The following is a 21,741-nucleotide window of genomic DNA, read 5'->3' as shown; positions in this document are numbered from 1 at the left end:
TCCTGCCAAAAATTAAATGTTTATTTTGTAAAAGATTATAGCAACTCAAACTTAAAATCAAGGTATTGCCCGCTATAAAAAAAGATGATACAGATTCTAAACACATATTAAGTCAAGGGAAGGTTGATATATGAAAAAAAAAACCATTCTGAGTGATCAGGATTTCAAAAGAATCATCACAAGAATAGCTTATGAGATCATAGAAAAACATAAAGGGACAAAAAACCTTGCCCTTGTCGGAATCCAGACAAGAGGGGATTTTCTGGCCAAACGGCTGGCAGATCAAATCCAGAAGATAGAAAATGTAACCCTGCCAGTGGGCAGCATGGATATCAACATGTACCGGGACGACTGGACAAAAATCAGCCGCCAGCCAATTGTACGGCCGTCCAAAATTCCTTTTTGCGTGGATGACATGGACATCATTCTTGTGGATGATGTATTGTTTACCGGCAGGACCATCAGGGCTGCCATGGATGCGTTGATGGACTTTGGCAGACCGTCCCGTATTGAGCTTGCCATTCTGGTGGACCGGGGACACAGAGAACTTCCCATCCAGGCCGATTACAAAGGAATATCCATAGGCACCGAACACCAGGACATGATCAATGTCATGGTTTTGGAACATGACAACCAGGATATGGTATATATTGAACAGGATTAAAAATGAGTACACATTTACACAAAAAAGATGCACCAAATCATATTAAAATTGCCGTAATTTCAGTATCAACCACAAGGGGTCTGTCTGAGGACAAGTCAGGTGCATGGATAAAAAAGCAGGCAAAAAAAGAGGGCCATGAAGTGGTGATTCATCAGGTAGTTACCGATGAGATTGAAGCCATCAGGGAATTAACCGAACATATCACCCAGAAAATCTGCCCGGATGCAATCATCATGTCGGGCGGAACCGGTATCAGCCCCAAAGATGTTACCATCGAAGCTGTCAAGCCTTTGTTTAAAAAAGAACTTACCGCGTTCGGACCTCTTTTTGCCCAGCTGAGTTTTGAAGAGATTGATTCAGCCGCCATTCTCTCCCGGGCCACTGCTGGAATCATACAACAATCCATTGTATTTTGCATGCCGGGCAGTATCAAGGCCTGTAAACTGGCCTGTAATGAACTGATCTTCCCTGAACTTGGACACTTGCTCAAACATATTAAGGAATAAAAAATGAAAGAAATTAACGACTTTATTGAAAAATGGAATGAAACTAAAACAAAAACCAGACAGGCGTTTATCGAATTATATGACCACTTGAAAACACTTGAGGATACCACCCTGGAATTTAATGCACGCCCAAAGGTCAGCTACTCTCTTCGTCCACGGCACAACAGCCAGAAAAACCGCTCCCTGTTTGCCATGGTGGATGTCATTGATGATGATCCCGATGAACGCTGGCTGTCCGTATGTTTTTACGGAGAGATGATTACAGACCCTGACGAGACCGGCGACCTCATCCCCGAAGGCCTGCTGGGTGAAGACGGGTATTGCTTTGACCTCTATGAATACGATGCAGATGAAATCCAATACCTGAAAAAAAGGCTGTCCCAGGCCTATGAGAATGCAAAAGAGTAATACCGGATAAAAACAACAAAACCGGATAAAGCAGCAAACCGAATAAGAAATATAACCAGGCAAAAAAATGAACCCTGATCCATTGGTCAATCTTCTTGTTTCCCATGAACAGCAATCTGTTTTAAAAAAACTGTCATCTTCCATGCCGGATGTTATTTTAAATGACCGGCAGATCTGTGATTTTGAACTGCTTGCAACAGGAGTGTTCTCTCCTTTAAAAGGCTTTATGAAACAGATTGATTATGAATCCGTTCTGGACCGCATGCGCCTGGAATCCAAAGAGCTGTGGCCGATTCCCATCTGCCTGGATATTCAGGACAGCCTTGCGTGTACCCTTGAAACCGGACAGTCTGTGGCCTTGAGGGACCCGGAAGGATTTCTTCTGGGCATCATGAACATCGAAGACATCTGGCCCCTGGACATGGAAAAAGAGGCCATGGCCATATACGGTACCCTGGACAAATCCCACCCTGGCGTTGACTATCTGTACAACAAATCCGGCAAAACCTATATCGGTGGTGAAATCCAGGCCGTAAACCTTCCAATCCACTCGGATTTTAAACAGATCAGAAACACTCCGGCAGAAGTGCAAAAAACATTTGCAAAACTTGGATGGAAACGTATCGTGGGTTTCCAGACCCGGCAGCCAATCCATCGGCCCCAGTTTGAGATGACCATCCAGGCCATGCAGAAAGCCCGTGCCAATCTATTGTTACTCCCCATAGCAGGGGTTACAAAACCGGGAGACTTTGACCATTTTACCCGTATGCGGTGCTACCAGAAAGTGGCGGCTCACTATCCTCCTGACACCTATGTTCTCAACCTGCTGCCCCTGGCCATGAGAATGGCAGGCCCCAGGGAAGCAATCCTCCACATGATCATAGGGAAAAATTTTGGCTGCACCCATTTTGTGATTGGCCACGACCATGCCTCCCCGGGCAATGACAGCGGCAACACCCCGTTTTATAAATATGACGAGGCCATAGAATTGACAAGGGAAATCACCAGAGAACTGAATGTTGAGACCGTCACATTCAAAGAGATGGTCTATCTTCCCTTTGAAGATGAATACAAAATTGCAGGCCAGGTACCAAAGAACACTGACACCATTTCCTTTAACGGAACCGATATCCAGAAAAGAATCAGGAACGGCAAACGAGTGCCGGACTGGGCAACCTTCCCGGAAGTGATCCAGGAGCTTCAAAAGTCCTATCCTCCGCCGTCAAAACAAGGGTTGACCATATTTTGTACAGGGCTGTCAGGTGCGGGCAAATCCACCATTGCCAAGATTCTTTATTCAAAATTTCTTGAAATCGGAACAAGACCGGCCACTCTTCTGGACGGGGATATTGTCCGAAGAAACCTTTCTTCTGAACTCAACTTTTCCAAGGAACACCGGGACATCAACGTCAACCGAATCGGGTTTGTGGCAGCGGAAATCACCAAAAACAGGGGCGTTGCAATCTGCGCTCCCATAGCACCCTATGAAAAAACCCGAACCCGGATCAGACAATCCATTGAAGCCCACGGCGGTTTTTTTGAAGTCCATGTTGCAACTCCTATTACGGAATGTGAAAAACGCGACAGAAAAGGCATGTATGCCAAAGCAAGAGCCGGACTTTTAAAAGGCTTTACCGGCGTTGATGATCCTTACGAAGATCCAACCAATCCGGAACTTCGAATTGACACCACAAGCCTGACACCGGATGAAGCTGCCCAGCAAGTCATGCTCTATATAAGCCGTAAAGGATTCATTTGATGGGGTCATTGATGGGGTCAGGCTTGGCTTATTGGCTTATTGAAAAAAAAGCAGAAGGCTTGCTTCCAATATGAAACAGCTTAAACTCTTACTGATCTGTGTTTTATCAACCCTGCTCATCATCTGCTGTTCCCTGTTGTGGCCCAGGTTTTTATACCAGGAAGGGATCAACCAATTTAAGTTAAAAAACTACACCCAGGCTATTGATCATTTTAAACGGGCAGAACAGGCCATGCCCAAATCAATTGAGAACTGGTTTGCCCAGGCAGATCTGTTCAGAATCTATACCAATCATGGACAGGCATTATATCAGCTGGCCATAAAAGAGTGGAAAGAACAGGGCTTATCCCCTGCCCCATTTGATATATTGCTCAAAGCAAAATCTTATCTTGATAAAGCAGATAAAATAGAACCTGAACACTATATCAACTCATACTGGCTCACACGAACCTACGAAGGATTGGAAAAAGCTTACGCATGGCTTTATCCCAAAAAAAACAACCCCTATAATGCCGACACCTTTTACCAGAAAGCTCTTAACTTAAGACCTGCCGGTATAACGGTACGGTATGCATATGTGAGATATCTGCAATACAAGGGATTGAAAGCAAAAATTCCCGAACTTGTCCAATATATGATGGAAATTCATCCTCCATCATACAGGAATCTGAAAAAAGAGGACTTTTATACTGATGACCTGCTGCCTTACATTGAACAGGGACTTCACCAGGCAATTGCAAAAGAAATTCTGCCAAGGGATGCATTAAAAGCACTTGCTGATATATATGCAACAAAAAATGACTTTGAAAAATCCATTTCTTATTACACAGATCTTCTGAATCATACGCCGTCTTCAAATTCATACTATGACCATATCCATATGGGACAGCTGTATTTAAAAAACAAACAATATGAAAAAGGGTTTGATGCTTTTAAAAAAAGTCTTTTATTAACTGAAAATTCAAATTCCACCATCAACCGGATTTATACAGTCTTTAAAAGGGAAAAACTGTTTGAAAAATTTTTAAATTTTTCCGTTTATCTCCAGGAGAACAACCTGGGAAACCGGAACCTGGATATGCTCGTTGCCAGATGCTGGATCGACAAGGGTCAGCCCCAACTTGGGAAAGCAAGGCTGATCCAAATCATTGCAGCAGAACCCTATGCACCAGCCTATTATCTTCTGGCACAGACAGCCCAAAAAGAAAAAGACTGGGACCAGATGGAAATCGCAAGCCAGAAGGCCACCCGGCTTGATCCGGATAATCCCTATTATTACTATCTGCTTTCCCAGGCCTTAAATAACCAGAAAAAATATGCCCATGCCGAAGAAGTCGCCACAAAGACAATCCAGCACAGCCCCAAAGAAAACTCTAACTTTTATAATTACCGGGCCTGGACCAGATGGAGCCAGAAAAAATATGCTGACGCTGCCGAGGACTGGAAAAAAGCCTTCAGTATAAACCATAAACACAGTGGTTTTGCCTATAGGATTGCCCTGGCCCATGAGCAGGAAGGACTTTTCAAGGAAGGGCTGGCCTATATCCAAAAGGCCATTGACCTTGCTCCGGATAAGCAGAACTATAAAGACCTGCAAAAAAGACTTCTAAGCCATAAATAGCAACAAGTAAGACAGCGGAAAACAATTCTGCTGCCTTCTGGAATTAAACGACTGGAACATGACCTTATGAACATACCTTTTTACATAATCTGCTCCCTGATAGTCTTCTCTCCCCTGGCAAAGGGATCAGTCCATCCATGGGCAACAACCATCATCCAGATTGGCATCATACTGGCAGCCATCTTCCAACTAATCCAGCACCCAAAACCCAATAACAAATACCCACTCACCAGCATCCAAAACCCACTATCCAGCACCCAATACCCACTAACCAAGCCCATAACAGCTATAATCCTTTTGTGCATATTGTCGTTTATATTTTCAACCCACAAACCTTTTGCCCTTGAAGGTCTTTTCATGCTGCTCACATACATAGCCGCCTATTTTATAACCCTGTCAAGCATTCAAACCAGAAAACAGCAGCGCATCCTGGTATATGTGATCATCTCAACCGCCATCCTGATCTCCATTATCGCCATACTAAAACAATTAGATATAAACCCTTTCCCTTGGTGGGACTACCCGGGATACAACAATTCTTTTGCAGGCCCCTATGTTAACCGCAATCACATGGCAGGGTTCCTCGACATGGCAATCCCCATGTTAACAGTGCTTTTCATCACCAGACAAAGAAGCCTTGAAATAACAACAGGCATGATCCTTGTTATTATATTTCTTCTGACAAGCCAGGCATTCACCCTGTCCAGGGGAGGATGGGTGTCTACAATAACTGCCATACTGTTTATAGCAGGTGTATTGTTAGCTCAAAAAGACTATGTCCACAAAAAGGTGATTCTGACAATTGGAATCAGTGTTACAATTATTTCTCTGTTTATCCTTTCAAGCCTGCCGGTTGTTCAAAGAATTACCACCCTGACCCAGCAGGACCCGGTAGACACGCTAAGCAGCCGGATACGATGCTGGCAGGGAGCTATTGATCAGATCAAAGAGAATCTTATGATCGGGACAGGCCCTGACAGCTTTGCCGTGGAATACCCTGCCTATCAGCTTCCAGGATATGCTGTGTTGTTCCGGTACGCACACAATGATTATCTGCATTTTATTTCAGAGACTGGAATTTTACTAATCCCAATAATGATTTTCACACTATTCTGTTTTTTCAGATCAGGCTTTCAAAAACTTACAAGCCACAGCCGCCAGAAAAGAGGGTTTGCCCTTGGTGCCATGGCAGGTGTGTTTGCCATACTTATCCACAGCTTCAGTGATTTTAATCTGAACATCCCGGCCAATGCTTTATTGTTCTCAATTTTAGCAGGAATTGCTGTCCAGGACAGTATGAAATCACACAATAAGCCAATAAGCCAAGCCTGACCCCAGAGCCACCCCAGGGCTAAAATCTGTACAACAAATGAAAAATGATGTAAAATTGTCCATGGTCAATTTTATCAAGAAAGGACATTATCATGTTTATGAGTTATACTGCTAAGGTTTGTGGCGTGCCGATTTTTTTGAAGTGGCGGGATTCCAGGGAGTTACCAGCCTGCGGATTTTATATGGAATGACAAGATTTTCCGATTCAGTGGGGACCATGGGCAAACCAGAAAATAGATCTAAATATAAAATGGCTGAAACATGAGTTGACCCGAAAAGCATCCAGCATTGACTGGCAGACTGCAGCAGCTGATGTTCAACGATTTCTCAGACCGTCGGAGCAGTATAGTCTGAGCTTGTGGAGTGAAAATTTTTTTGTGCATAAGATAAAAAATCTGATTCCGTCTGCGTAATCACAGTCAGCATTGTTGCTCATTATGATGACATTGGATACGCTACCTTCTAAGGACGACAACAACGCAGGCCTGACCTCCAATAGAATTCTTACAACGCTGTTTTTGCCCCCTAAAAGTGGATTTTAAGAAATGAAATCGAGATTTTTTGAATCAATTAGTCTTTAATAATAACAACTTAGCTGGGTCAGACCCTGACATTTTAGGAAACAACTTGACAAAAAAACAAACTTTTTTGTAATGGCGGGGTTTATTCTCTTGACAAGTACCTTTTAATGGGTGACCCCAGCCCCTGCTTGACTGCTGCTCCTCATGGGTGTATATTAGGAACAATGAAACAAGAAGGAGGCTCACCATGCCCAAAACACGTTTAAATATAAGCATTGATCAGGATCTGGCAGATTTTGTAAAGGTATATGTTCAAGAAAATAGAACCACAATGGCAGATGTGGTGACGCAATTTGTTCTGGCACTCAAGAGGCATTCTCAGGGAGACAGTATGGAGATCATCCTCTCTAACCCTGATTTTTCTAAAGCACTGCTTGATGTGCAATCCAATCTTCGTAACGGCACCTCCCAATGGCATACTTTTGAAGATGTTTTTGGCGATTGATGAAAGCTCAATTTGAAAAAGCCTTTCTGAAAGCGGTTAAAAAGCATTCCGGTATCAAGAAGCAGATTGAACAGAAAGTTCGCCAGATAATGGAACACCCCGTTGAACTGGGTGAACCTCTGAAGGGCAATTTCCGAGGGTTTTATTCATGTCCGCTCAAGCGCAACTTTATCATCATTTATTTGTATTGTGCCTCTTGCAGAAAAAAAGGTAATTCAGCGTTTGTAGCCTGTTCCGATTGTTCAACAACTGCCGATGAAACCATTCGATTTGTACTGATGGGTCCACATGATGAAGCATACAGCACAAAATCTTAAAGTTTATCCAACTTTGCAAAACACCAATAAGCCAACAAGCCAAGCCTGACCCCAGAGCCACCCCAGAGCCAATATTTGACAAAGGCACCGTTATGATGTACATTTATGCAGTGTGTAAATGTAAGTCAACACCCTCATAAGCTGAAGAGTCAGGGGTTTTCTTGACGATTTTTTATAAAAACTCAGGGGATTCTACCATGGATGCAGCAACTCAAAATAAAAACGAACGGATCAATCTTCGTATAAAAAGCAGTGCAAAACGCCTTATAGATCTTGCGGCAGGTTTTGAGGGCAAGACAGTCAGTCATTTTATACTGACCTGTGCCCTGGAGCGTGCAGCGGAAACAGTACAGGAACATCAGATGATGACATTGAATACAAAAGATTCAAGGATCTTCTTTGATGCCCTGGCTGAGCCAGTGCGTTTTAATCAAAAATTGACCGCAAGCTTTGAAGAGTATGATAAACGCGTCATCAGCAAATGACCAATTACCGGAATCTGGTTATAGGGCCGCTGAACGCCGCCCATGATAGAGCAGGCTTTCATTGTAATATAGAGCCGCTGGATCATTATATTCATAAGCAGGCAGGGCAGGATATCAGACGCCGCATCAGTCGTCTTTTTGTTGCATCACTGCCAGACAGGCCCAAAGCAGTGATGGGGTATTACAGCCTGAGTACATTATCCATTGAACTGAGCCAATTGCCGAAAAAGCTGGCCCAAAAGTTGCCGAAGCATCCGATTCCCGCTGCTTTGGTTGGAAGGTTGGCGGTCAGCAAAAATGCTCAGGGATACGGTATCGGTAAAATGCTGGTGGTAGATGCCATTAGGCGAACCCTGTCGGTCAGTGCGCAGATTGCAATCTATGCCATGATTGTGGATGCCATTAACGACAATGCCAGAGGATTTTATGAGCAATTCGGGTTTGCTCGCTTAACCGATGACAGCCCAAGACTGTTTCTGCCTTTAAAATCTTTTGAAGACAAACCAAAACCCAGCCACCATTAACCTGTTACCCGGTTATCTGCTTTCACCCGGCATGAAAATGAAAAAAAACATGCTATAAAATCACACAACAAGCCAACAAGCCAAGCTTGACCAAAAAAAGTCCTTTACAAAAAGAGAAACATAGCATAGTAACTATATTTCTTAACTAAAAATATAGTATTTTAATCGGGAACATAGTTCTTTGTAACCGACAGGGCGGAGCTATATTGTCAGGAACCTGTGCCTGAACAACTAACTATTTGAAGTTTATATAGAAATCTGCATCCCAAACTATAGTCCCCCCAAAACCCAATCATGAGACTCACACACATAGGAGCAAAAAACTGTGTCACAGGCTCCTGGCATCTGGTGCAGACCCGTCCAGATTCACCCGGCGGTATCAACATCCTTGTGGACTGCGGCAAGGCCTATGGCCATGACCCGGAACTGCCCCCTTTGACCAATTTCCGGTTCAACCCGCAAACATCGACTACCTGTTTTTAACCCATGCCCACATCGATCACATCGGCAGAGTACCCGAGCTTATTGATGCCGGGTTCCAGGGCGAAATCATCTGCACTCACGCAACCAAAGCCATAGGGAAGTCACCGCATTTACGCCAAAGTTGGGGATATTGCACGCATATCTGTTTCTGTTCATGGCAATACTCCATTGAAAATATGAGGAGATATCATGACCCAAATTGATCGTAATATAATCAAAACAATTGAAGCTCATAAAGATATTATAAAAGAAAAATTCTCTGTTGAGTCAATGTCAATTTTCGGTTCCATATCAAAAGGCACAGCAAAATCTGATAGTGACATTGATATATTAATCAGATTTAAAACCACACCCGGCCTTTTTGGATTCATTGATTTAAAACAATATCTGGAAGTTATTGTTGGACGTCCGGTCGATCTTGTAACAGAAAATGCCTTAAAAAAACAACTCCGTGATTCTATTTTAAGGGATGCTGTGCATGTCGCATAGAAGTTGGAAATTTCGAATTGAAGACATCATCGAAGCATTGGATCGAATATTCCATTATGTGAAGGATTTAAATTACGATGGCTGGATGAAAGATCAGAAGACAATTGATGCTGTTATTAGAAATCTTGAAATAATAGGAGAAGCTGCTGCGAATGTACCTCAGGAAATCCAGGATTTGTATGTAGATATTCCCTGGTATCAGATGAAAGGAATGCGAAATATTCTTATCCATGAATATTTCGGCGTTGATAATGATGTGCTGTGGAATACCATTAAGAAAGATTTGCCTGTCTTAATGGAAAAACTTCAAGCTTTTGAGGCCTGAAAGCCAGGCCCAAAACTTATCTGGATTTGGAAAATAACCACTGATCTCCCAAATACTTTATCCGCCAATAAGCCAACAAGCCAAGCCTGACCCCAACGGCTGTAACCCCAGGACCCCAGCTATCCAATGGATGTAACCATGCCGCGTAGAAAAAGAATCCATATTCCGGGTTTTTTGTGGCATATCACCCACAGATGCCACAAAAAAGAACACCTTTTAAAATTTGAAAAGGACAGAAAAGCCTGGAGGGACTGGCTTTTTAAGGCTAAAAAACGCTATGGCCTCAAAGTGATTACCTATGCCGTTACATGCAACCATATCCATCTGCTGGCCGTGGACAGTCGCAAAGAGATTATCTCCAAAAGCATGCAGCTGGTGTCCGGCGCCACAGGGCAGGCATACAACAGGCGGAAAAACCGCAAAGGTGCTTTCTGGGAAGATCGTTTTTATACCACCGCCATTGAAAATGGGGTTCACCTGTTAAGATGCATGGCGTATATTGAGTTGAATATGGTTCGAGCAGGCGCAGTAACACATCCAAAGGACTGGGAATTTTGCGGATATAATGAAATTTTAGATCCTCCCAGGCGGTATCGATTGATTGATCGAAAAGCCCTGCTTTCCTGCTGTGGCATAACTGACCCGGATGAATTCAGAACATATTATGAAGATTTGGTTGAGTACACGTTGCAGCATGACTGCTTGAAGCGGGAAAGTTTATGGACCAGTAACCTGGCAGTGGGAAGCCGACAATATATCGAACAGAATCAACACAAATTTGGAAGACAATATAAAATCAAGGCATTGCCGGCTCCTTCCTTTAAGATTAAACAATATGGTCAAATCAGAGTCAACACTGATTCGAGTTCAAGGAAAAATGACCATCCCCGGGATTATGTAATTAGTGAACCCCAAACCGCTTACGATGCTGATTTTACCCCTGAAAAGTGGGCTCTAAGGGGTGAAAATGCAGTATTTTGGAACGATTGCCCTTTAGCAACAGACAATTAGCCGGGTCAGACCCTGCTTACCTACTCCCCCTGTTGAATTTGACTTTACCGTCTGAGGTTATTACAATATGGATATGAAAAAAATTAAAACTCTTTGCATTGTATTTGATGACAAAGGGCAAAAAAAGAACCATAGAGGGGTAAAATTATGGCACAAGTGAGCATTGAGATTTCTATAGAAAATATTGCAGGGATGATAAATAATATGGATGTAAAAGAGATTGAGACGCTTTGCATTTTGCTTAACGATGAAGGGCAGGAATTATTAACAAGAAAAAAAGCTGCTGAATCAAAGGATTTCAAATTTTTGTCAAGAGACGAAGTTTTTACAGAATTTTGAGAAAACGTGTTGGGTGAAAATATTTTTTTACTTCTTGTTCGTGTCATTCGTGGATCAATAGTTACCCCGCAATAAGCCAACAAGCCAAGCCTGACCCCAACGGCTTTGACCCAGCACCCAGTAACCAAAACATGAGCAAAAAAAATCAAACATACGACACGCCCTGGAAAGAGATCATAGAATTTTTTTTCCCTCAGTTCATGGAATTTTTTGTTCCCGGATCGGAAGAAGACATTGATTGGGGCACAAAAATCAAATTTCTTGATAAAGAACTGCAAAAGCTGACAAAAAATTCCGTTGTTGGCCAAAAAAATACGGATAAGCTCATAGAAGTAACCCTTAAAAATAATTCCAAAAAATGGATATTGATTCATATAGAGGTACAGTCCCAACGAAACCTGGATTTTTCAGAACGAATGTTTGTGTACAATTACCGAATTTATGACAGGTATAAAATACCAGTAACCAGTGTGGCGATTCTGGCGGATGATTCTCCCTCCTGGCGTCCTGTCCCATTTCAATACGGGATGTGGGGTTCCACCATGAGTCTGAACTATCTGAAAACGAAACTCCTTGATTATAAAGACAAATGGGCTTATCTTAAAAGACAGGATAACCCTTTTGCCATAGTGGTAATGGCACATTTAAAAGCGCTTGAAACAAGAAAAGACCACTCATTGAGAAAGCAGTGGAAAATAGAGCTGACAAAGCTTTTATACGAAAAAGGATATTCGAAAACAGGGGTTTTAAATCTGTATAGTTTTATCGACTGGGTCTTGACTTTGCCCGAAGCGCTTGAAAAACGTTTTCTTGAAGATCTGAAAGAATATGAAAAGGAGAAAAACATGCCTTATATTACAAATGCTGAAAGAATAGGCAGGCAGGAAGGCAGACAAGAAGGCATACAGGAAGGCAGACAAGAAGGCAGACAGGAAGGCAGGCAGGAGGCCAGTAATAAAATGATATTTTCCCTGGTCCAAAATGCAAAAAAACAAGGATTTCCTGTGGAAACGATCGCTAAAATTGTTAACCTGGATATAACCCTGGTTAAAAAAATACTGAATAATGAAAAAGTGGAAATTCCTTTGCATCTTCTTGATTTGGAAAATAACCACTGATTTCCCAAATACTTTATCCGCCAATAAGTCAACAAGCCAAGCCTGACCCCAATAGATCAGTTTAAATATAGAGGACCAAAACTATGAGAACATTTAATGTCATAATTGAGCAGGACAATAAGGGCTTTTATGTCGCTAGTGTCCCAGAGTTAAAAGGCTGTCATACACAAGCAAAATCTATGGATGTTTTATTAGACCGTATTAAGGAAGCTATTGTATTGTGTGTGGAAGTTAATGAAATTGATATTCCCAATCAATTTATCGGATTTCAAAGAATTTCGGTTCCTATATGACACAATCTCCATCATTACAGGGCAAACAGCTCATTAAAGTGCTCAAGGCAATAAAATTTTCTGTTATCAGAATTAAAGGAAGCCATCATTTTTTAAGGCATGTTGATGGCCGGTCAACCTTTATTCCTGTACATTCAGGAGAAACAATTGGTCCAGGATTGCTGACAAAAAGTCTTCGTGATTGTGAATTGTCACGGGACGATCTTTTAAAGCTGATGTAAGTAACGGGATAACCCTTTTTTTGATTTACTTATGCCATATAGCGACTTTGCAAAACATCAATAAGCCAACAAGCCAAGCCTGACCCCAGATCTGAAATTAACCGGATTTTATCAATTGCCAAAAAACATCAATTAAAGTTAATGGAGGCCTGGAATGACTACTTTAATGATTAAAATAGAGTCACTTAATGCCAATAACGTCATTGTTACCAATGACAGCCTGGTCGTGGAGCTTGACGACGGTAGAACTGTATCTGTTCCAACAGCATGGTATCCCAGGTTATTACATGCATCAGAGAAAGAAAGAAAGAAAGAATTGGAGGCTGATAGGAAAAGGAAATGGTATACACTGGGAATCTATTGACGAAGACATAAGCATTGAAGGAATTCTTGCAGGCCGACCTTCGGGTGAAAGCCAATCTTCTTTTAAAAAATGGCTTGCATCAAGAACATTTTTATAGTTTTATCGACTGGGAATTTTGCGGATATAATGATTCAAGTTCCAGGGAAAATCAGTGATGTCCGGTTAGTTTTTTGCATGAAAAAAAGTTCGATTTTATAGCCAATATTGTCGTTTTTTTGTTGACAAATGTGCGCAAAAATTTTGGCGCGCCTTGAAAAAATTTAATTTTCAAGGAGACCCAACATGGCGCATATCTCAATCCCTAAACATAAAATTCAGTCCCTGACTTTTGACAAGTTCAAGTTCCCTTTGGTAAAGTTGCTCACACTTGCACCCGAACTACACTCACGAGGAGACCGTCCATTAAAAATGACCTTTGAAGATCAATTAAACGCTCTGGTATACTTCCACCTCCAAGAGCACAAATCCGCCCGACATCTGATTCAAGATCTGGATGAAAATGAATTTGCCAAACAAAACATCGCTCCCGATGGTGGAATTAGCAGAAGCAGCTTCTCTGAAATAATAAATGGACGGGGCCTTGAGCAATTACAGTTCATCTTCGAAAATCTCTATAACCAGGCAGTGGGCGTGCTACCAAAAGCTCACGCTGAATTAGGTGATTTAGTCTCTATTGATGGCAGTTTGATTGATGCTGTACTCTCAATGCACTGGGCTGACTACAGAAAAAATTCTAAAAAGGCCAAAGCGCATTGTGGATTTGATATCAATCACGGCATTCCAAATAAAATATTCCTGACTGAAGGTAACGGCGGAGAGCGCCCTTTTGTGAGCCGCATCCTTTCTAAAGGGCAAACTGGTGTCATGGACCGGGGTTATCAATCTCATAAAGATTTTGATCTCCTCCAGGAAGAGAGCAAACACTTTGTCTGCCGTATTAAAGCAAGAACAACCAGGACAATAGTTAAACAAAATGCTATCAAACCCGACAGCCATGTATTCTATGATGCCGCAACGCTGCTTGGCACACCAAATCAAAACCAGACAAAAAATCCGGTACGGGTGGTCGGCTATGAGATTTCCGGGGTTAAATATTATGTTGCAACAGACCGACATGATTTAACGGCGGAACAAGTGGCAAGTGTTTATAAACTCAGGTGGACCATTGAAAATTTTTTCAAATGGTGGAAAGAACACTTAAAAGTTTACCATCTCATAGCCCGCAGTGAGTATGGTCTCATGGTTCAGATACTCGGAGGCCTTATCACATATTTACTGATGGCCATATACTGCCAGGAACAGTTTAATGAAAAAGTATCAATCAAAAGGGTCCGGCAATTGAGGACCACAATTTTGAACGAACTGATGAATGGCCAGAATCTGGACCGGGGTAATTCCAATGGGAACAATATTGTCAAAGATCAAAAAAATTTAAAGCAAGCAAAAACCTAACCGGACATCACTGAGGGAAAATGATAGTTCCCAAAATTATGCAATTAGTCAATCCCAAACTGCTTACGATGCTGATTATACCCCTGAAAACTGGACTCTAAGGGATGAAACCGCAGTGTTTTGGAACGATTCCCCTTTAGCAACAAATACTTAGCTGGGTCAGACCCCGAATAGACCCCGAATAGCTTTATTTTCAAAGTATGGCGGGTTATAATGCAATAGTTATAAAAAATTTGATAGAGGTTAATCATGGGAACACAATTTGTGACAGATATCAAAGGCAATAAAACAGCCGTAATCATTCCTTTTGACGAGTGGGAGCGAACAGAGAAGGCAAAAGATATTCTTGAACATATCTACCTTGCCGGAATTATAAAAGAACGCAGAGATACTAAATCAACGCTTAATCTGGATGATTTGATAGATGCAGAGGGCTTAACCCGTGCAGACCTGGAAAGTTGAACTGATTCCAGAGGCCCATGCGGACTTTAACAAGCTGGATGGCAGTGTAAAAAAGCAAGTTTTGAAACAGCTTGTCAAGTTGGAACAAAATCCAAAGTATGGTGCTCCCCTTGGCAACAAAGCCGGTATCAATCTTGAAGGCTATTTTAAACTGTACGCAGTCAGGAAGCAAATCAGGATTGTCTATCATGAAAGTGGACAAACAATTAAAATCATTGCCATTGATAAACGGGAAGATATGGAAGTCTACCGTATAGCATTGAAAAGAATTTTGTTAATGAAATCAACTTGAATCTGTTATGCAGCGATCGAAATCCAATAATTGACCCTGATAAAGGGTACTTTACCCCTAAGCCAAGCCTGACCCCAGGTGCTCCGGATACGGGATTAAATGCTTACAATGCTGTTTTTGACCCCAAAAAGTGGGGTTTAAGAGATAAATTTGGACTTTTTTAAAACAAATTACTTATAATAACAAAAGGTTAGCTGGGTCAGACCCTGCTTGGACCCTGCTTGCACCTTCTTGATTTTGAGAATAACCACTGATCTCCTGAATACTTTATCCGCCAATAAGCCAAGCCTGACCCCAAAGTACCAAAGTAAGGACCCACAAAATGCCAGTGATCAGCAGATTTCTCGGAATCATAATTTCAATGTATTGGAATGATCATTTGCCACCTCATTTTCATGCGAAGTATGGAGAATATGAAATAACTGTGAATATTGAAACCGGGGTTATTGAGGGAAAATTTCCTCGAAGAGCTTTAAAATTATTACTTGAATGGTATGAAATACATAAAGATGCATTGTCTGAAAATTGGGAATTGTGTCGAAATAAGGAAATGCCTAAACAAATCGAACCATTGGAGTAAAAAAATGATTTTACATGTTACCGATGCCAAATATTTAGAAAATTATCGTATCGAAGTTTCATTTAATGACGGGAAAAAGGGAATAGTCGATTTGAGTCAATCTTTACAAGGAACTGTTTTTGATCCTTTAAAAAATAAAAAAATATTTTCACAATTTAAAATTGATCACGAATTAGATACAATTGTATGGCCTAATGGCGCAGATTTAGCACCTGAATATCTATATTTTCAGGCATTTAAAAATATACCAAATCTACAAGATCAATTTAAAAAATGGGGATACATTAACTAATTCAATAAGCCAACAAGCCAAGACCCATAACATGAATCATAAAAAAATAGCCGATCAGTTGATAAAACACGAAGGCCTGAGATTAAAGCCATACCATTGCCCTGCCGGCAAGTTCACCATCGGGGTCGGCAGAAATCTTGAGGACAAAGGCATCACGGAAAAAGAAGCACTGATGCTGCTTAAAAATGATATTCAGGAGTGCATTCAAGATCTAAAAACCATCTTCCAGGCCTTTGATCTACTGCCGGAACCCGTTCGCCGGGTTCTGGTGGATATGCGGTTTAACCTGGGACCCAACCGATTCCGACACTTCAAAAAAATGATCACCGCCGTAAAAAACCAAAATTTCATCCAGGCAGCCGCAGAGATGAAAGACTCCCGCTGGTACACCCAGGTGGGACAACGGGCCAGAACCCTTGTGAAGATGATGAGTGAACCTGATGCTTAAACTGCTGTTTTTGCCACCAAAAAGTGGGGTTTAAGAGATAAATTTGGACCTTTTTAAAACAAATTAATTATAATAACAAAAGGTTAGCGAGGTCAGACCCTGCTTGGTGATTCTATTTTAAGGGATGCTGTGCATGTCGCCTAGAAGTTGGAAATTTCGAATTGAAGACATCATCGAAGCATTGGATCGAATATTCCATTATGTGAAGGATTTAAATTACGATGGCTGGATGAAAGATCAGAAGACAATTGATGCTGTTATTAGAAATCTTGAAATAATAGGAGAAGCTGCTGCGAATGTACCTCAGGAAATCCAGGATTTGTATGTAGATATTCCCTGGTATCAGATGAAAGGAATGCGAAATATTCTTATCCATGAATATTTCGGCGTTGATAATGATGTGCTGTGGAATACCATTAAGAAAGATTTGCCTGTCTTAATGGAAAAACTTCAAGCTTTTGAAGCCTGAAAGCCAGGCCCAAAACTTATCTGGATTTGGAAAATAACCACTGATCTCCCAAATACTTTATCCGCCAATAAGCCAACAAGCCAAGCCTGACCCCATGATGATGGACTTGACGCACACAGTATTTCGTACTATGATATGCAAAATTAACTTTTACAATATATCATATTATGAAAAATATACTCCTATCACATAATAAACATTGGGATCGACCTTCCAAAACCCAATCATGAGACTCACACACATAGGAGCAAAAAACTGTGTCACAGGCTCCTGCCATCTGGTGCAGACCCGACCGGGTTCCGCTGGCGGTATCAACATCCTTGTGGACTGCGGCAAGGCCTATGGCCATGACCCGGAACTACCCCTTGACCGGTTTCCGGTTCAACCTGAAAACATTGATTACCTGTTTTTAACCCATGCCCACATCGACCACATCGGCAGGGTGCCCGACCTGATTGATGCCGGGTTCCAAGGCGAAATCATCTGCACCCACGCCACTAAAGCCCTGTTGATCCCCATGCTCCATGACGCCCTGTCTTTTTCCAACAGATCAGACAAAGAGATCCATCGCCTGGAAAACATTATCGATGACCTGTCATGGGGGTTTGAACTTCATGAAACCTTTTCCCTTAAACAGGAAATCACCTTCAAGCTGGGCAATGCCGGGCATATCCTGGGGTCCTGCTTTATCCTGTTCACGTTTCCCGAACATCCGTCCAATAACTATCGAGTAATTTTCTCAGGAGACCTTGGCTGCACGGACACCCCCATACTGCCGGACCCTGATCCGCCCGAGGCCTGTGATCTTCTCATTCTGGAATCCACCTATGGCGATCGAAACCACACTGGCAGAAAAGACAGGTTCAAGGCGTTGGAAACGCTGCTCCATAAAGCCCTTGCCGACAACGGCATTGTATATATCCCCGCGTTTTCCCTTGGCAGAACCCAGGAGCTGATTTATGAACTGGACAGGATCAAAATAACGGTTCCCGTGTTTATAGATTCCCCCCTTGGGCTTAAAATTACAAAAATTTATTCAGATCTTGAAGCGTTCTGGGATAAAGAGGCAAAAGTTCTCAAGGCAAGGGGCGACCACCCCATTGATTTTAAAAATCTGTATGCCGTGGAAAAATACCGGGATCATAAAAAACTGATGGACATCAACGGCCCTGCCGTAATCATTGCAGGTTCCGGCATGTGTACGGGCGGACGCATCGTAGATCACCTGGAACACGGGCTGGATGATCCGGCAAACGACATATTTTTTGTGGGATACCAGGCAAAGGGCACTCCTGGAAGGCGAATGATTGAAAAACAAACACCGGTCAAAGCAGGCATCCATACCCTTACCGGTTACTCCGCCCATGCGGATCAAACCATGCTGGTCAACTGGGTGAAATCCATGCCCTGCCCACCCAGGGAAATCCGGCTGGTCCATGGGGAAGACAGCGCCCGCAATGCCCTTGCCCGGGCACTGGGGTTGTGAACCCTTGCCCCCTCACAATAAGCCAATAAGCCAAGCCTGACCCCAGAGCCACCCCAGGGCTAAAATCTGTACAATAAATGAAAAATGATGTAATATTGTCCATGGTCAATTTTATCAAGAAAGGACATTATCATGTTTATGAGTTATACTGCTAAATATACAAAACTTGAGAAGGGTTACATGGGGCAACTCATAGAATGGCCGGAAGTAATAACAGAAGGGAAAAATCTTGAAGAGTGTCGTTTCATGCTCAGGGATGCACTTTCTGAGATGGTCCTTGCATATAAAGAGATGAAAAATGATTAAAATAGAGTCACTTAATGCCAATAACGTCATTGTTACCAATGACAGCCTGGTCGTGGAGCTTGACGACGGTAGAACTGTATCTGTTCCAACAGCATGGTATCCCAGGTTATTACATGCATCAGAGAAAGAAAGAAAGAATTGGAGGCTGATAGGAAAAGGAAATGGTATACACTGGGAATCTATTGACGAAGACATAAGCATTGAAGGAATTCTTGCAGGCCGACCTTCGGGTGAAAGCCAATCTTCTTTTAAAAAATGGCTTGCATCAAGAACATTTGTATAGTTTTATCGACTGGGAATTTTGCGGATATAATGATTCAAGTTCCAGGGAAAATGATAATTCCCAAAATTATGCAATTAGTGAATCCCAAACTGCTTACGATGCTGATTATACCCCTGAAAACTGGACTCTAAGGGGTGAAAACGCAGTGTTTTGGAACGATTCGCCCTTAACATCAAATACTTAGCTGGGTCAGACCCCATCAAAGTGCATCTTCTTGATTCGGAGAATAACCACTGATTTCCTGAATACTTTATCCGCCAATAAGCCAACAAGCCAAGCCTGACCCCAATAGATCAGTTTAAATATAGAGGACCAAAACTATGAGAACATTTAATGTCATAATTGAGCAGGACAATAAGGGCTTTTATGTCGCTAGTGTCCCAGAGTTAAAAGGCTGTCATACACAAGCAAAATCTATGGATGTTTTATTAGACCGTATTAAGGAAGCTATTGTATTGTGTGTGGAAGTTAATGAAATTGATATTCCCAATCAATTTATCGGATTTCAAAGAATTTCGGTTCCTATATGACACAATCTCCATCATTACAGGGCAAACAGCTCATTAAAGTGCTCAAGGCAATAAAATTTTCTGTTATCAGAATTAAAGGAAGCCATCATTTTTTAAGGCATGTTGATGGCCGGTCAACCGTTATTCCTGTACATTCAGGAGAAACAATTGGTCCAGGATTGCTGACAAAAATTCTTCGTGATTGTGAATTGTCACGGGACGATCTTTTAAAGCTGATGTAAGTAACGGGTTAACCCTTTTTTTGATTTACTTCTGCCATATAGCGACTTTGCAAAACATCAATAAGCCAACAAGCCAAGCCTGACCCCAACGGCTTTGACCCAGTACCCAGTACCCAAAACATGAACAAAAAAAATCAAACATACGACACGCCCTGGAAAGAGATCATAGAATTTTTTTTCCCTCAGTTCATGGAATTTTTTGTTCCCGGATCGGAAAAAGACATTGATTGGGGCACAGAGATCAAATTTCTTGATAAAGAATTGCAGAAGCTGACAAAAAATTCCGTTGTTGGTCAAAAACATACTGATAAGCTCATAGAAGTAACCCTTAAAAATAATTCCAAAAAATGGATATTGATTCATATAGAGGTACAGTCCCAACGAAACCTGGATTTTCCAGAACGAATGTTTGTGTACAATTATCGAATTTATGACAGGTATAAAATACCGGTAACCAGTGTGGCTATTCTGGCGGATGATTCTCCCTCCTGGCGTCCTGTCCAATTTCAATACGGGATGTGGGGTTCCACCATGAGTCTGAACTACCTGAAAACGAAACTCCTTGATTATAAAGACAAATGGGCTTATCTTAAGAGACAGGATAACCCTTTTGCCATAGTGGTAATGGCGCATTTAAAAGCGCTTGAAACAAAAAAAGACCACTCATTGAGAAAGCAGTGGAAAATAGAGCTGACAAAGCTTTTATACGAAAAAGGATATTCGAAAACAGGGGTTTTAAATCTGTATAGTTTTATCGACTGGGTCTTGACTTTGCCCGAAGCGCTTGAAAAACGTTTTCTTGAAGATCTGAAAGAATATGAAAAGGAGAAAAACATGCCTTATATTACAAATGCTGAAAGAATAGGCAGGCAGGAAGGCAGACAAGAAGGCAGACAAGAAGGCAGACAGGAAGGCAGACAGGAGGCCGGTAATAAAATGATATTTTCCCTGGTCCAAAACGCAAAAAAACAAGGATTTCCTGTGGAAACGATCGCTAAAATTGTTAACCTGGATATAACCCTGGTTAAAAAAATACTGAATAATGAAAAAGTGGAAATTCCTTTGCATCTTCTTGATTTGGAAAATAACCACTGATTTCCCAAATACTTCATCCGCCAATAAGCCAATAAGCCAAGCCTGACCCCATAAAAATACACCAAATGCCAATACTTAGACCTTGCCCCATCGACACCAAAGGGTGTGGTGTAGCAAAGCGCCTATGGCGCTGGGTAACCACGGTGCGGCAGTGGGAAGTCATGGAAAACTGGGAATACTCCCTGCCCAACAGCGGCCCGCGCATCATCATCCCCAGGGGTTTTCTGTTTGACGGGGCCTCCATACCCAGGCCTTTATGGGGCGTACTCTCACCCATCGGCCTGCTGCTGATTCCCGGGTTGATCCACGATTTCGGGTATCGCTACGACTATCTCTGGGCCTGGGAAGCCGACGGCACCATTTACAAATACGGCAAAGGCCAGGGCCAACACTTCTGGGACACCATTTTCAAGGATGTGGGCAAAGCGGTGAACGGCATGGCTGTCATTGATACACTGGGCTGGGCCACCCTGACCGTGGCCCGGATGGTGGGCCTGGCGCAGCAACCGCAAACAAAACACCCCGGAACTCATCCCTGAC

General features: G+C 42.2%; 36 protein-coding genes. 35 read left to right on the top strand and 1 reads right to left on the bottom strand.

The genetic code is table 11. The annotated features are described in order from the left end of the window. Positions 1 to 130 precede the first annotated feature (130 nt). From pyrR to TOL2_RS04635, 5 genes are all read left to right on the top strand, one after another. Complete coding sequence (gene pyrR / locus TOL2_RS04655; RefSeq protein WP_014956372.1) at positions 131 to 664, top strand: bifunctional pyr operon transcriptional regulator/uracil phosphoribosyltransferase PyrR; 534 nt, start codon at positions 131 to 133, stop codon at positions 662 to 664. Between the two features lie 2 nt (positions 665 to 666). Beyond that, a complete protein-coding gene (locus tag TOL2_RS04650; protein ID WP_014956371.1) occupies positions 667 to 1,170 on the top strand; it encodes a MogA/MoaB family molybdenum cofactor biosynthesis protein in 504 nt (167 codons plus the stop codon). Between the two features lie 3 nt (positions 1,171 to 1,173). Beyond that, the gene (locus tag TOL2_RS04645) at positions 1,174 to 1,578 is read left to right on the top strand and encodes a hypothetical protein (RefSeq protein ID WP_014956370.1); all 405 of its coding nucleotides are present in this window, start codon (positions 1,174 to 1,176) and stop codon (positions 1,576 to 1,578) included. A gap of 67 nt (positions 1,579 to 1,645) precedes the next feature. Continuing rightward, positions 1,646 to 3,337, top strand: coding sequence for a bifunctional sulfate adenylyltransferase/adenylylsulfate kinase (locus TOL2_RS04640; RefSeq protein WP_014956369.1), 1,692 nt, complete (start codon positions 1,646 to 1,648; stop codon positions 3,335 to 3,337). Positions 3,338 to 3,407: 70 nt separating this feature from the next. Beyond that, positions 3,408 to 4,958, top strand: coding sequence for a tetratricopeptide repeat protein (locus tag TOL2_RS04635; RefSeq protein WP_014956368.1), 1,551 nt, complete (start codon positions 3,408 to 3,410; stop codon positions 4,956 to 4,958). 80 nt (positions 4,959 to 5,038) lie between these two features. On the opposite strand, the gene TOL2_RS24585 is transcribed toward TOL2_RS04635, so the two are convergent. Beyond that, a complete protein-coding gene (locus TOL2_RS24585) occupies positions 5,039 to 5,317 on the bottom strand; it encodes a hypothetical protein (protein WP_148278051.1) in 279 nt (92 codons plus the stop codon). Between TOL2_RS24585 and TOL2_RS04630 the strand changes: the two genes are divergently transcribed. The 30 genes from TOL2_RS04630 (at position 5,316) to TOL2_RS04505 (ending at position 21,740) form a co-directional block, all read left to right on the top strand. Next, positions 5,316 to 6,290: an O-antigen ligase family protein gene (locus TOL2_RS04630; protein WP_148278050.1), complete on the top strand. Its 975-nt coding sequence runs from the start codon at positions 5,316 to 5,318 to the stop codon at positions 6,288 to 6,290. The two genes, TOL2_RS24585 and TOL2_RS04630, sit on opposite strands and share 2 nt — an antisense overlap. 768 nt (positions 6,291 to 7,058) lie before the next feature. After that, positions 7,059 to 7,316: a hypothetical protein gene (locus TOL2_RS04625; protein WP_014956366.1), complete on the top strand. Its 258-nt coding sequence runs from the start codon at positions 7,059 to 7,061 to the stop codon at positions 7,314 to 7,316. Further along, positions 7,316 to 7,633 (top strand): hypothetical protein, encoded by a 318-nt coding sequence (locus TOL2_RS04620; RefSeq protein ID WP_014956365.1) that lies wholly within the window; start codon positions 7,316 to 7,318, stop codon positions 7,631 to 7,633. The genes TOL2_RS04625 and TOL2_RS04620 overlap by 1 nt, the downstream gene beginning before the upstream one ends. 197 nt (positions 7,634 to 7,830) lie before the next feature. Next, on the top strand, positions 7,831 to 8,118 hold the full coding sequence (locus TOL2_RS04615; RefSeq protein WP_041279263.1) for a type II toxin-antitoxin system TacA family antitoxin: 288 nt from the start codon (positions 7,831 to 7,833) through the stop codon (positions 8,116 to 8,118). Continuing rightward, the gene (locus TOL2_RS04610; RefSeq protein ID WP_014956363.1) at positions 8,115 to 8,642 is read left to right on the top strand and encodes a GNAT family N-acetyltransferase; all 528 of its coding nucleotides are present in this window, start codon (positions 8,115 to 8,117) and stop codon (positions 8,640 to 8,642) included. Before TOL2_RS04615 ends, TOL2_RS04610 begins: the two co-directional genes overlap by 4 nt. A 294-nt stretch (positions 8,643 to 8,936) precedes the next feature. After that, positions 8,937 to 9,125 carry a hypothetical protein gene (locus tag TOL2_RS25395; RefSeq protein WP_232508068.1) on the top strand — a complete coding sequence of 63 codons (189 nt, stop codon included), beginning with the start codon at positions 8,937 to 8,939 and terminating at the stop codon, positions 9,123 to 9,125. After that, positions 9,107 to 9,328, top strand: a complete 222-nt coding sequence (locus TOL2_RS25390) for an MBL fold metallo-hydrolase (RefSeq protein WP_083863870.1) — start codon at positions 9,107 to 9,109, stop codon at positions 9,326 to 9,328. The genes TOL2_RS25395 and TOL2_RS25390 overlap by 19 nt, the downstream gene beginning before the upstream one ends. After that, positions 9,315 to 9,614: a nucleotidyltransferase family protein gene (locus tag TOL2_RS04605; RefSeq protein ID WP_014956362.1), complete on the top strand. Its 300-nt coding sequence runs from the start codon at positions 9,315 to 9,317 to the stop codon at positions 9,612 to 9,614. Before TOL2_RS25390 ends, TOL2_RS04605 begins: the two co-directional genes overlap by 14 nt. Next, the gene (locus TOL2_RS04600; protein WP_041279262.1) at positions 9,604 to 9,939 is read left to right on the top strand and encodes a HepT-like ribonuclease domain-containing protein; all 336 of its coding nucleotides are present in this window, start codon (positions 9,604 to 9,606) and stop codon (positions 9,937 to 9,939) included. Before TOL2_RS04605 ends, TOL2_RS04600 begins: the two co-directional genes overlap by 11 nt. Before the next feature lie 138 nt (positions 9,940 to 10,077). After that, positions 10,078 to 10,950 (top strand): transposase, encoded by an 873-nt coding sequence (locus TOL2_RS04595; RefSeq protein WP_014956361.1) that lies wholly within the window; start codon positions 10,078 to 10,080, stop codon positions 10,948 to 10,950. Between the two features lie 147 nt (positions 10,951 to 11,097). Then, positions 11,098 to 11,289 (top strand): hypothetical protein, encoded by a 192-nt coding sequence (locus tag TOL2_RS04590; RefSeq protein ID WP_041279261.1) that lies wholly within the window; start codon positions 11,098 to 11,100, stop codon positions 11,287 to 11,289. A gap of 131 nt (positions 11,290 to 11,420) precedes the next feature. After that, positions 11,421 to 12,407, top strand: coding sequence for an RpnC/YadD family protein (locus TOL2_RS04585; RefSeq protein WP_014956360.1), 987 nt, complete (start codon positions 11,421 to 11,423; stop codon positions 12,405 to 12,407). 83 nt (positions 12,408 to 12,490) lie between these two features. Then, positions 12,491 to 12,700: a type II toxin-antitoxin system HicB family antitoxin gene (locus tag TOL2_RS04580; protein WP_041279256.1), complete on the top strand. Its 210-nt coding sequence runs from the start codon at positions 12,491 to 12,493 to the stop codon at positions 12,698 to 12,700. After that, a complete protein-coding gene (locus tag TOL2_RS04575; protein ID WP_014956359.1) occupies positions 12,697 to 12,921 on the top strand; it encodes a type II toxin-antitoxin system HicA family toxin in 225 nt (74 codons plus the stop codon). The genes TOL2_RS04580 and TOL2_RS04575 overlap by 4 nt, the downstream gene beginning before the upstream one ends. Positions 12,922 to 13,075: 154 nt before the next feature. Beyond that, positions 13,076 to 13,285 carry a DUF2442 domain-containing protein gene (locus tag TOL2_RS25385; protein ID WP_232508067.1) on the top strand — a complete coding sequence of 70 codons (210 nt, stop codon included), beginning with the start codon at positions 13,076 to 13,078 and terminating at the stop codon, positions 13,283 to 13,285. Then, a complete protein-coding gene (locus tag TOL2_RS25380) occupies positions 13,209 to 13,382 on the top strand; it encodes a DUF2442 domain-containing protein (RefSeq protein WP_232508066.1) in 174 nt (57 codons plus the stop codon). The genes TOL2_RS25385 and TOL2_RS25380 overlap by 77 nt, the downstream gene beginning before the upstream one ends. A 185-nt stretch (positions 13,383 to 13,567) precedes the next feature. Continuing rightward, entirely contained in the window at positions 13,568 to 14,737 is a 1,170-nt protein-coding gene (locus TOL2_RS04565) for an IS4 family transposase (RefSeq protein WP_014955937.1), read from the top strand. 249 nt (positions 14,738 to 14,986) lie between these two features. Next, the gene (locus TOL2_RS04560; RefSeq protein ID WP_041279259.1) at positions 14,987 to 15,199 is read left to right on the top strand and encodes a hypothetical protein; all 213 of its coding nucleotides are present in this window, start codon (positions 14,987 to 14,989) and stop codon (positions 15,197 to 15,199) included. Next, a complete protein-coding gene (locus tag TOL2_RS04555) occupies positions 15,180 to 15,491 on the top strand; it encodes a type II toxin-antitoxin system RelE family toxin (protein WP_041279258.1) in 312 nt (103 codons plus the stop codon). Before TOL2_RS04560 ends, TOL2_RS04555 begins: the two co-directional genes overlap by 20 nt. Positions 15,492 to 15,813: 322 nt before the next feature. After that, entirely contained in the window at positions 15,814 to 16,071 is a 258-nt protein-coding gene (locus TOL2_RS04550) for a DUF4160 domain-containing protein (RefSeq protein ID WP_014956357.1), read from the top strand. A gap of 4 nt (positions 16,072 to 16,075) precedes the next feature. Beyond that, positions 16,076 to 16,363 carry a DUF2442 domain-containing protein gene (locus TOL2_RS04545; RefSeq protein ID WP_014956356.1) on the top strand — a complete coding sequence of 96 codons (288 nt, stop codon included), beginning with the start codon at positions 16,076 to 16,078 and terminating at the stop codon, positions 16,361 to 16,363. A 31-nt stretch (positions 16,364 to 16,394) separates the two neighbouring features. Next, a complete protein-coding gene (locus TOL2_RS04540) occupies positions 16,395 to 16,811 on the top strand; it encodes a glycoside hydrolase family protein (RefSeq protein ID WP_014956355.1) in 417 nt (138 codons plus the stop codon). Positions 16,812 to 16,944: 133 nt separating this feature from the next. Next, positions 16,945 to 17,280: a HepT-like ribonuclease domain-containing protein gene (locus TOL2_RS04535; RefSeq protein ID WP_041279257.1), complete on the top strand. Its 336-nt coding sequence runs from the start codon at positions 16,945 to 16,947 to the stop codon at positions 17,278 to 17,280. Between the two features lie 226 nt (positions 17,281 to 17,506). After that, positions 17,507 to 18,766: an MBL fold metallo-hydrolase gene (locus tag TOL2_RS04530; RefSeq protein WP_014956353.1), complete on the top strand. Its 1,260-nt coding sequence runs from the start codon at positions 17,507 to 17,509 to the stop codon at positions 18,764 to 18,766. A gap of 138 nt (positions 18,767 to 18,904) precedes the next feature. Beyond that, positions 18,905 to 19,072 carry a type II toxin-antitoxin system HicB family antitoxin gene (locus TOL2_RS24575; protein ID WP_198408355.1) on the top strand — a complete coding sequence of 56 codons (168 nt, stop codon included), beginning with the start codon at positions 18,905 to 18,907 and terminating at the stop codon, positions 19,070 to 19,072. Further along, on the top strand, positions 19,065 to 19,355 hold the full coding sequence (locus tag TOL2_RS24480) for a DUF2442 domain-containing protein (RefSeq protein WP_014956352.1): 291 nt from the start codon (positions 19,065 to 19,067) through the stop codon (positions 19,353 to 19,355). Before TOL2_RS24575 ends, TOL2_RS24480 begins: the two co-directional genes overlap by 8 nt. A 320-nt stretch (positions 19,356 to 19,675) precedes the next feature. Further along, a complete protein-coding gene (locus tag TOL2_RS04520) occupies positions 19,676 to 19,885 on the top strand; it encodes a type II toxin-antitoxin system HicB family antitoxin (protein ID WP_041279256.1) in 210 nt (69 codons plus the stop codon). Beyond that, the gene (locus tag TOL2_RS04515; RefSeq protein WP_014956351.1) at positions 19,882 to 20,106 is read left to right on the top strand and encodes a type II toxin-antitoxin system HicA family toxin; all 225 of its coding nucleotides are present in this window, start codon (positions 19,882 to 19,884) and stop codon (positions 20,104 to 20,106) included. Before TOL2_RS04520 ends, TOL2_RS04515 begins: the two co-directional genes overlap by 4 nt. Positions 20,107 to 20,226: 120 nt before the next feature. Then, positions 20,227 to 21,201, top strand: a complete 975-nt coding sequence (locus TOL2_RS04510; RefSeq protein WP_014956350.1) for an RpnC/YadD family protein — start codon at positions 20,227 to 20,229, stop codon at positions 21,199 to 21,201. 161 nt (positions 21,202 to 21,362) lie between these two features. Continuing rightward, entirely contained in the window at positions 21,363 to 21,740 is a 378-nt protein-coding gene (locus TOL2_RS04505; RefSeq protein ID WP_014956349.1) for a DUF1353 domain-containing protein, read from the top strand. The last annotated feature ends 1 nt before the right edge of the window (position 21,741 follow it).

The sequence above is a fragment of the Desulfobacula toluolica Tol2 genome, from assembly GCF_000307105.1.
Lineage (GTDB): Bacteria > Desulfobacterota > Desulfobacteria > Desulfobacterales > Desulfobacteraceae > Desulfobacula > Desulfobacula toluolica.
Note: the sequence above shows the minus strand (reverse complement) of the source record. Positions and strands in the feature narration are given on the sequence as shown.

What these genes read in the sequence shown, in the direction of transcription:
- TOL2_RS04580 (WP_041279256.1), top strand. Translation starts at nt 12,491, where the DNA reads ATGAGAACATTTAATGTCATAATTGAGCAGGACAATAAGGGCTTTTAT.
- TOL2_RS04605 (WP_014956362.1), top strand. Translation starts at nt 9,315, where the DNA reads ATGACCCAAATTGATCGTAATATAATCAAAACAATTGAAGCTCATAAA.
- TOL2_RS24585 (WP_148278051.1), bottom strand. Translation starts at nt 5,317, where the DNA reads ATGAAAAGACCTTCAAGGGCAAAAGGTTTGTGGGTTGAAAATATAAAC.
- TOL2_RS04630 (WP_148278050.1), top strand. Translation starts at nt 5,316, where the DNA reads ATGCTGCTCACATACATAGCCGCCTATTTTATAACCCTGTCAAGCATT.
- TOL2_RS25395 (WP_232508068.1), top strand. Translation starts at nt 8,937, where the DNA reads ATGAGACTCACACACATAGGAGCAAAAAACTGTGTCACAGGCTCCTGG.
- TOL2_RS04620 (WP_014956365.1), top strand. Translation starts at nt 7,316, where the DNA reads ATGAAAGCTCAATTTGAAAAAGCCTTTCTGAAAGCGGTTAAAAAGCAT.
- TOL2_RS24480 (WP_014956352.1), top strand. Translation starts at nt 19,065, where the DNA reads ATGATTAAAATAGAGTCACTTAATGCCAATAACGTCATTGTTACCAAT.
- TOL2_RS04560 (WP_041279259.1), top strand. Translation starts at nt 14,987, where the DNA reads ATGGGAACACAATTTGTGACAGATATCAAAGGCAATAAAACAGCCGTA.
- TOL2_RS04590 (WP_041279261.1), top strand. Translation starts at nt 11,098, where the DNA reads ATGGCACAAGTGAGCATTGAGATTTCTATAGAAAATATTGCAGGGATG.
- TOL2_RS04535 (WP_041279257.1), top strand. Translation starts at nt 16,945, where the DNA reads ATGTCGCCTAGAAGTTGGAAATTTCGAATTGAAGACATCATCGAAGCA.
- TOL2_RS04545 (WP_014956356.1), top strand. Translation starts at nt 16,076, where the DNA reads ATGATTTTACATGTTACCGATGCCAAATATTTAGAAAATTATCGTATC.
- TOL2_RS25380 (WP_232508066.1), top strand. Translation starts at nt 13,209, where the DNA reads ATGCATCAGAGAAAGAAAGAAAGAAAGAATTGGAGGCTGATAGGAAAA.
- TOL2_RS04520 (WP_041279256.1), top strand. Translation starts at nt 19,676, where the DNA reads ATGAGAACATTTAATGTCATAATTGAGCAGGACAATAAGGGCTTTTAT.
- TOL2_RS04625 (WP_014956366.1), top strand. Translation starts at nt 7,059, where the DNA reads ATGCCCAAAACACGTTTAAATATAAGCATTGATCAGGATCTGGCAGAT.
- TOL2_RS04565 (WP_014955937.1), top strand. Translation starts at nt 13,568, where the DNA reads ATGGCGCATATCTCAATCCCTAAACATAAAATTCAGTCCCTGACTTTT.
- TOL2_RS04550 (WP_014956357.1), top strand. Translation starts at nt 15,814, where the DNA reads ATGCCAGTGATCAGCAGATTTCTCGGAATCATAATTTCAATGTATTGG.
- TOL2_RS04510 (WP_014956350.1), top strand. Translation starts at nt 20,227, where the DNA reads ATGAACAAAAAAAATCAAACATACGACACGCCCTGGAAAGAGATCATA.
- TOL2_RS04635 (WP_014956368.1), top strand. Translation starts at nt 3,408, where the DNA reads ATGAAACAGCTTAAACTCTTACTGATCTGTGTTTTATCAACCCTGCTC.
- TOL2_RS24575 (WP_198408355.1), top strand. Translation starts at nt 18,905, where the DNA reads ATGAGTTATACTGCTAAATATACAAAACTTGAGAAGGGTTACATGGGG.
- TOL2_RS25385 (WP_232508067.1), top strand. Translation starts at nt 13,076, where the DNA reads ATGACTACTTTAATGATTAAAATAGAGTCACTTAATGCCAATAACGTC.
- TOL2_RS04575 (WP_014956359.1), top strand. Translation starts at nt 12,697, where the DNA reads ATGACACAATCTCCATCATTACAGGGCAAACAGCTCATTAAAGTGCTC.
- TOL2_RS04505 (WP_014956349.1), top strand. Translation starts at nt 21,363, where the DNA reads ATGGAAAACTGGGAATACTCCCTGCCCAACAGCGGCCCGCGCATCATC.
- pyrR (WP_014956372.1), top strand. Translation starts at nt 131, where the DNA reads ATGAAAAAAAAAACCATTCTGAGTGATCAGGATTTCAAAAGAATCATC.
- TOL2_RS04530 (WP_014956353.1), top strand. Translation starts at nt 17,507, where the DNA reads ATGAGACTCACACACATAGGAGCAAAAAACTGTGTCACAGGCTCCTGC.
- TOL2_RS04645 (WP_014956370.1), top strand. Translation starts at nt 1,174, where the DNA reads ATGAAAGAAATTAACGACTTTATTGAAAAATGGAATGAAACTAAAACA.
- TOL2_RS04600 (WP_041279262.1), top strand. Translation starts at nt 9,604, where the DNA reads ATGTCGCATAGAAGTTGGAAATTTCGAATTGAAGACATCATCGAAGCA.
- TOL2_RS04640 (WP_014956369.1), top strand. Translation starts at nt 1,646, where the DNA reads ATGAACCCTGATCCATTGGTCAATCTTCTTGTTTCCCATGAACAGCAA.
- TOL2_RS04650 (WP_014956371.1), top strand. Translation starts at nt 667, where the DNA reads ATGAGTACACATTTACACAAAAAAGATGCACCAAATCATATTAAAATT.
- TOL2_RS04585 (WP_014956360.1), top strand. Translation starts at nt 11,421, where the DNA reads ATGAGCAAAAAAAATCAAACATACGACACGCCCTGGAAAGAGATCATA.
- TOL2_RS04515 (WP_014956351.1), top strand. Translation starts at nt 19,882, where the DNA reads ATGACACAATCTCCATCATTACAGGGCAAACAGCTCATTAAAGTGCTC.
- TOL2_RS04595 (WP_014956361.1), top strand. Translation starts at nt 10,078, where the DNA reads ATGCCGCGTAGAAAAAGAATCCATATTCCGGGTTTTTTGTGGCATATC.
- TOL2_RS04610 (WP_014956363.1), top strand. Translation starts at nt 8,115, where the DNA reads ATGACCAATTACCGGAATCTGGTTATAGGGCCGCTGAACGCCGCCCAT.
- TOL2_RS04615 (WP_041279263.1), top strand. Translation starts at nt 7,831, where the DNA reads ATGGATGCAGCAACTCAAAATAAAAACGAACGGATCAATCTTCGTATA.
- TOL2_RS04540 (WP_014956355.1), top strand. Translation starts at nt 16,395, where the DNA reads ATGAATCATAAAAAAATAGCCGATCAGTTGATAAAACACGAAGGCCTG.